This window comes from Treponema sp. (genome assembly GCF_017430385.1).
Lineage (GTDB): Bacteria > Spirochaetota > Spirochaetia > Treponematales > Treponemataceae > Treponema_D.
In genome coordinates this window covers 1-6,345 of the sequence record NZ_JAFRNB010000008.1, presented here as the reverse complement: position 1 = coordinate 6,345, position 6,345 = coordinate 1, and the positions used below count along the sequence as shown (strand labels likewise).

General features: G+C 45.7%; 5 protein-coding genes. All 5 read right to left on the bottom strand.

What is annotated here, in order from left to right; genetic code table 11:
• Window positions 1–291: 291 nt before the first annotated feature.
• The 5 genes from IJJ71_RS00610 to IJJ71_RS00590 all read right to left on the bottom strand — a co-directional run bounded on the left by IJJ71_RS00610 (window position 292) and on the right by IJJ71_RS00590 (window position 6,196).
• Window positions 292–918 (bottom strand): hypothetical protein, encoded by a 627-nt coding sequence (locus tag IJJ71_RS00610; RefSeq protein WP_296844707.1) that lies wholly within the window; start codon window positions 916–918, stop codon window positions 292–294.
• Between the two features lie 10 nt (window positions 919–928).
• Window positions 929–2,305 (bottom strand): glycosyl hydrolase 53 family protein, encoded by a 1,377-nt coding sequence (locus tag IJJ71_RS00605; protein WP_296844706.1) that lies wholly within the window; start codon window positions 2,303–2,305, stop codon window positions 929–931.
• A 66-nt stretch (window positions 2,306–2,371) separates the two neighbouring features.
• Window positions 2,372–3,826 (bottom strand): hypothetical protein, encoded by a 1,455-nt coding sequence (locus IJJ71_RS00600; RefSeq protein ID WP_296844705.1) that lies wholly within the window; start codon window positions 3,824–3,826, stop codon window positions 2,372–2,374.
• A 43-nt stretch (window positions 3,827–3,869) separates the two neighbouring features.
• Window positions 3,870–4,346 carry a hypothetical protein gene (locus IJJ71_RS00595; RefSeq protein WP_296844704.1) on the bottom strand — a complete coding sequence of 159 codons (477 nt, stop codon included), beginning with the start codon at window positions 4,344–4,346 and terminating at the stop codon, window positions 3,870–3,872.
• 11 nt (window positions 4,347–4,357) lie between these two features.
• Entirely contained in the window at window positions 4,358–6,196 is a 1,839-nt protein-coding gene (locus IJJ71_RS00590) for a hypothetical protein (RefSeq protein ID WP_296844703.1), read from the bottom strand.
• Window positions 6,197–6,345: the final 149 nt, after the last annotated feature.

The window sequence follows — 6,345 nt, the reverse complement described above, 5'->3', positions numbered from 1 at the left end:
TATGATATTTACAGAGCCACTTGGTATGGCTCAGCGTATCTCTGATATTTGCCATTTGCTTTCCTCCTTGGCGTTACGCAATAGACTTGAACAACCTATTGTACACCTTCGAGGAAAGTTTTTTTTGCTATAAGCCTTTGCCCACCACCCGCATAGCAGGTGGTTTATTGTGAAAATATTACGCTTCGCTTCATATTTTCACGGGCTCACGAGCCCTAATAAAAAAACGCTGGCAACCAAGGGCGAAATGCCTCGGTGCTGCCAGCGCTTTTGGGGGGATTTTTTGGAGGATTATTCGGTGGTGTATGAAATTGTCAGTGTGCAAGTCATTCCTGAACTCGCTCCAATGAAAATTCCAGTATTTTTAAGAGAAGATATTTTCTCCGAATCAGTAATAGTTGCTTTATAGTGTGTATTGTCTATCCATGCCAAATCAGCAATCTTTGTCCAACTTGTGTCAGAATAAACTCCAATCCACCAATCTCCACTTACAGACTCCCAATTGCAGTCAGTTGCTTCAACAATTAAGCTTGCAATTGTCAAATCAGTAAGGCTGCTGGAATCAAGTTTACATGATACATTGCCATCCCCTGTGTAATTTTGAGAATATAAGTCAGAGCCCGTTGCGACTAGGCCGTATTCCAATGAAACAGCCCCTCCAGAAGCAAACTCAAACCAATTGTTTGCAGAATTACATTCTACATTTTCAATTTCGTTATCGTCGCTATCATAAGCTGTAACAGAAAGGACAGCCAACCATCCGTCGCTGTTTTTATATTCACTGCTAATCTCAAATGATACACTTGTCGCAGAATTTTCAACGTTCAGAGTTTCTGACTTTGAATTGTCATTGTTGCCATATTTAACGACAAGTTTTGCTGGGTTAAATCCAGAGCCAAACGAGAGAGTAACAGTCATACTTTCTTCATCAGTACCCCCCCCCCGTATTGTCAGAAGAGTTGCCGTCTGATGAATTCTCGGTCGGGTAACCGTCGGCGGGTTTGTAGTTGAATGCGTCGATGTTGTCCATTGCTTTTCCGTCCCAGTCGCCGTGCATCTCGCCGCCCCATGCGACGCAACCAATGCCTTCTGCATCGAATGTTTCCTGCATTATGTGCCGAAGAATTGCCTTTGCGTTTGCGACGCTTCCAACAACACATATTGTCGAAGAAACGGTTTCTGTCGTCAGGTCTGAATACAATTCACTGGTGTCAGGGTCAATCATGTACTGATAAGAATAATTTCGCTTGCTAACAGTGCTATCATCACCAGCAAACTGAGCCGATGTCTCTGCAATGATTACATCCTTACCATAAGTTGATTTCCAGTTTTTCACATTTGAAATCATTGCAGAAATCGTTCCGTGATTTTCCCAAGGATAATAAGAAAGACCGATAATATCATAATCAAGATTTGCACTTTTAAGGCGATTAAGAAGATTTGTCGGTGTATTGCTTGACGTGACATGGACGATGATTTTTATACTTTCATCGAACGCACGGACTGCTTCGCTTGCAGACTCCAAGTATTGTGCCTGGGTATCTCCAGTTCCTGCATAATCAAAATCAGGATTTGTTGAACTTGGTGTAGTTTTATCACGAATCATGCCGCTGTTTATCTCGTTTCCAATCTGGACATAAGAGGGTACAATTTCTGCTTCATCTTTTAAAGATTGCAAAACTGAAGTTGTATATTCAGAAACCCTTGATGCAATATCATCCTTGCTTTCAGCATCAAGCCATGCGCGGGGTACATACTGTTTTGCAGGGTCTGTCCATGTATCTGAATAATGGAAATCAAGCATCAGTTTTAGGCCAGCGGCCTTTATACGCTTTGCCATTGAAATTGTGCGCTCAAGAGTATTGTCACCAACTGGCACGCTACCTTCTACTTGCTGTGACGGGTCATTCCAAATGCGGAGACGAACGGTGTCATATCCGTGTTTTGCGAGAATGACAAAGAAATCTGCCGTCGTTCCGTCCGTGTCCTTGTATGTGACAGCGCCTTTCCCGTCAACATTGTTCTCGTAATAATCCACCGCGCTCGCGTCGAATCCTCGGATGAAGTTGTCTCCGAAATCAATGACTGACGAGCCCGAGCCATCATTGGAACCGTAATCCTTGCGCGTGTCCTTGTCGCTTTTTCCGTCGTTGTCGTTCAGAGCCGAGGCATCATCGGCGCTGCTGTCAATGCCGAGAACGGTACTCGCGCTGTCTATATCGTTCGTACAACCGGAAAGGGCCAGAAATGCCGGAATCAGTGTCAGAAAAAGGCCTTTCCAGACGTAAGAAGCAATTTTTTTCATAAAAACCTCCCTATCAGGATAGTCGTAAAATGCGTCCGCAACTACAGGCGAACGCATGGGAATTATTTACTGAATCGTGTATTCCAGAGCTTTTGAGAAATCAACCGCCACCGACTGACCTGAGTCAGTTACACTTGCAGCAGAAGCTGGAACACAATCAAGAAGAGTTTCAGTATTTTCTGACGTATACTCATATTGTGAAATTGAAACAAACAATTTCACTTTATCAGAAGAAGAAACACCAAGCTCTGTGAGTTTGATTGAATACTCTATGATTTTTGAATCATTTGTATAACAGTTTGCCACAGAATTCCACTCCGGACCACAGACTCCTGAAGCCGACAAGTTGCTCAACTCACGTTGATTTGTGGCATTATCTGCAACCCAAGCGATATTCTCATAAGCCTTGAAATCCAAAGTTCCGTTCGAGAATGTCGTCGTTGTTGCAGGTGTCATCCAAGCACCATCATCGCTTGTACTTCCGTTATCAGCACCGGTGTCAAAAGAAAGTTGTATGTTTGTTTTATTACCACCAGGAGTTTCCGCAAATTCCACCGCAACATAAAGATTCAAGCCATCATCAACTACAGAGACCTTTTTAATATTCTGGTAGGTATTTGCGGCTGAATAACTGTCAGCGCTTGTGGCAACATAACTTGCAGACCATAAATCCTCGTCAAGAACTCCGTCCAGTGTCACATTAGTCGGAATGAACTTCACTCCGCTGAAAGTGTGGCTATACTCTTCCTTTGCTCCGACGGGCTTGATTCCTGTGATGGTGAAATCTGCCGTGAATTCTTCGCCTGAAAGGTCGTTTTTTGATGTCAGGACGATTGCTTTTCCGTCAGACGACACTTTTGCTGTGAAATCCGCCGTAACTGAACCGCTCGTTACAGTAGCAGTTACAGTCTCAGCGACCTCGCTGATTTCTCCGTTCAGGGGAATCTTGATTTCAGAGCCGACTGGCAGTGATTTTGAAGAGAATTCCAGCGAATCTGTCGTATAGAGAGGGGCAAATTTCACTGTTTTTGAGAATGAGGGGAAGGAACGGCCGTTGTAGTCGTTTCCGCTTGCATTCGTGAGTCCTGAAAGGATGAATGTGTAGGCGATGTCGCCGTATGCAGGCTCCCCGGTGCCGTCAATCAGGTTTATCGCGGGGGCGAGGTTAATGTAATACTTGGTCTTTGAATCGCTCAAGGTTCCGGCAAGGCTTCCTGCAGAAGAGTATTCCACTTTGTCCGAGTCAGAGCCGATTGAGTATTCAAGGGTGTATTTTACGGCGGCATCTGTGGCGTCCGCAATCTGCGAAAGGTCAAGCACAAGATGAGCCTCTTTGCCTTTCACGCTGTCATTTTCGCTGCCATCGTAATAGTAGGTTGTGGAGCTTGCGCTTACACTTCCGATTCCAGATTTCTGGTCTTTGAGCTGCTCGCTGGAAAGTTCGTCCTGAAGCTGGTCACAAGAGGCAAAGGCGAAAAGGAGCGAGAGGGTTCCGAATGCGGCAAGAAGTCTGTTTCTCATTTTTACGTTATCTGTTTTCACTTTTCTCATTTTCTTTTTCTCCCTATTTCACGACAGGAACGGCAGTTCCAGAGCTTGCATCTACAAGAATCGTGACTTCACCGGCATCCAAATCAAGGTCGTCGATATAGAAGTTCCACATTTTTCCGCCATCGCTTCCGTTTCCCTCAACAGCGCCTTCGATATACCATGGGCGAGTCCATTCATCAACCGGACAGAGAGAGAACTGGATATTGCTGTCAGAAATCGCAATGACTTCCGATGTTCCGGCTCCTTTTGAGAGACTGACATCAGCGGTGGTGTTGTCCCAAGAATCGAAGTTTCCTGGAATTGAATATGAGCCTGAAATGTCATCGCCAAAACCGGTGAATTCGAATGTCACTTGAAGGGCATTCTGGTCATGCAGTCCGTCCTCATCGGCGCATGATGTCAGTGTCATGGCAAGGCAAAAAGGCAGTACCAGAGCAAGAAGAAAGTTCCGCGCAGCTTTCATTTTCGATTTTTCGTTTTCCAATTTCATTTTACGCCTCCTTATAAGTTCCAAACAAGACCAAGGCTGACACGGCTCTTGTACTTGCAGTTGTCCTCGCTGCCGTCAAGCTCATTAAGCAGATATGTTCGGTGCGCGTATTTTGAGTTCTCCTCGTCGTATCTTCGCAGGTTGTAGTTCGTGTCCGTGTAGGGGAACATACTGTATGTGAAGTGAGCCCAGAGCATCGGTTTTCCCGGAAGAGGAAGGTCCTTGATGCTTGCTCCCATTGCAAATGCGAACGGAACAGTCAGGTCTTTGTCGTCTGTCTTGTCGTCACGCACGACTGAGCCGAATGTCACGCTGAGGCGGTCCGTAATATCTGAGTTGAGCATGATTGAGTGGTATGTGATGTTGAGGGGATAGCTTGAGCCGCTTTCCCAGTCGCCGAATTCCCGTTTGATTGCATAGTCAAACGAGGTCTTTTTTACGAAAGGAATCGCGTTTTCTGTGACAAGTTCGATACCACCCTCGTTGAAAGATGTGACCAGATTCTTGTCCTCGCTCTGGTTCTTTGAGAGCTTGTCGAATGACATCACTCCGTACACTCCTACAGTGAGATTCTTTCCAAGAAGCTCGCTCACGTCAATGTCGGCGTAAGGCTCCGTCCTGAACGAAAGCATTCCATCGTATGCGCCCGTATCGCTGTCATCATTGAGGGTGTAGGTGAAACCCTGATCGAGGGCAAGCGTGAGCGGTGTTTTAAGGTCAGCGAATGATTTTTCAGCGTCAAACTGTGTCGTGGCAGTGTTGGCATTGATGTCATCATAGACTTCACCATCAGAGCCCCAGACAGAATCAACTTTGAGACCTGCAAGGCTCTGCATGATGCTTGCTTTCCATGTGCCGGCTTTCCAAGAGACGCGGCCGGCATAGGCGAGAGTGTCCTTTCCAAGCTCCATGTCATCGCCTGTTCCGAATGTACCGAGCAAGTGGGCCTCAAGCTTGAGGTTCTCAAGAGGATTGAAGGCGGCATAAGCCGAGAAAGCGTTTGTATTCGTTTTATTATAGAAGAAAAGCTGCTCTTCTGTAGAAGAACTTCCGAACGTGAAAGCAATCTCCGCCTTGTCAGCGTATTTCACGTCGATGTAATCGTAGGTTCCGTAATTATCGACTTTATCACTGAATCCGGCAGCAGCGTCTACCTTGAAGTCACCGAACTGCTGGATCTCTGGTCCGTTCTTGATTTCTGTGTATCCGTTCCAGTCCTTATAGTCAATGACATTGAAGATTCCGTCGAAATGAGACATTCCGCTGTCCTCGCCCACGTCTCCGTAACCGAATTTTGTGATTACATAGGGAGTCGTCAGGTTTACGGCCATTTTCTTGAAATACCCAAGGCCCTCATCGTTTCCTTTTTTGTAGGGTGAGGAGAACATTTCGGCAACTGACTGGGCGCCATCAGCCCATGTCACGTCAGGCACGTTTGCCGCATAGGTATTTTCCTGATAAAGAGTTTTATCGAAATTCAGGACTGAGATTTCAGAAGAAAGGAAGACATTCTCGCTCACGTTTCCCCAGAACCACCAGTTTGCCTCTGTCTTGAAGTGGGAATTGTCGAATTCATAGCCTTTCTTTTTGCTGTCAGAGACATTGCGGATAAGAGACTCGTTCACGTTCTGTGTCTGAACCCACAAGCCCATGCTTAGGTTGGAGAATTTGCCTGCTGGCGCTGCCTCCTTGTTTGAGGCAGGCAGGCTGTCACCGATTCCCGCTGTCTGCTGGGCTGGCTTTGAGAAATCCTCGTTCAAGGGAACGATGAATCCGTCGTTGGCTTCCTGCGCGAATACCGTCGAAGAAAGGCAGACTGCCGCAAGGAGGGATGCCGTTCGTTTTATCATATTCTTTTTTACATAAATTGCAATAACAACTTGAAACAACAAATTTGTTAAGCTGTTTTTCTATAAATTTTATCTAACTCAGCTTCAAATAGTTGAGCTGGAGTTTTATAACCCAATATTTTTCTAGGAAGATTGTTCATCCAGTCTTC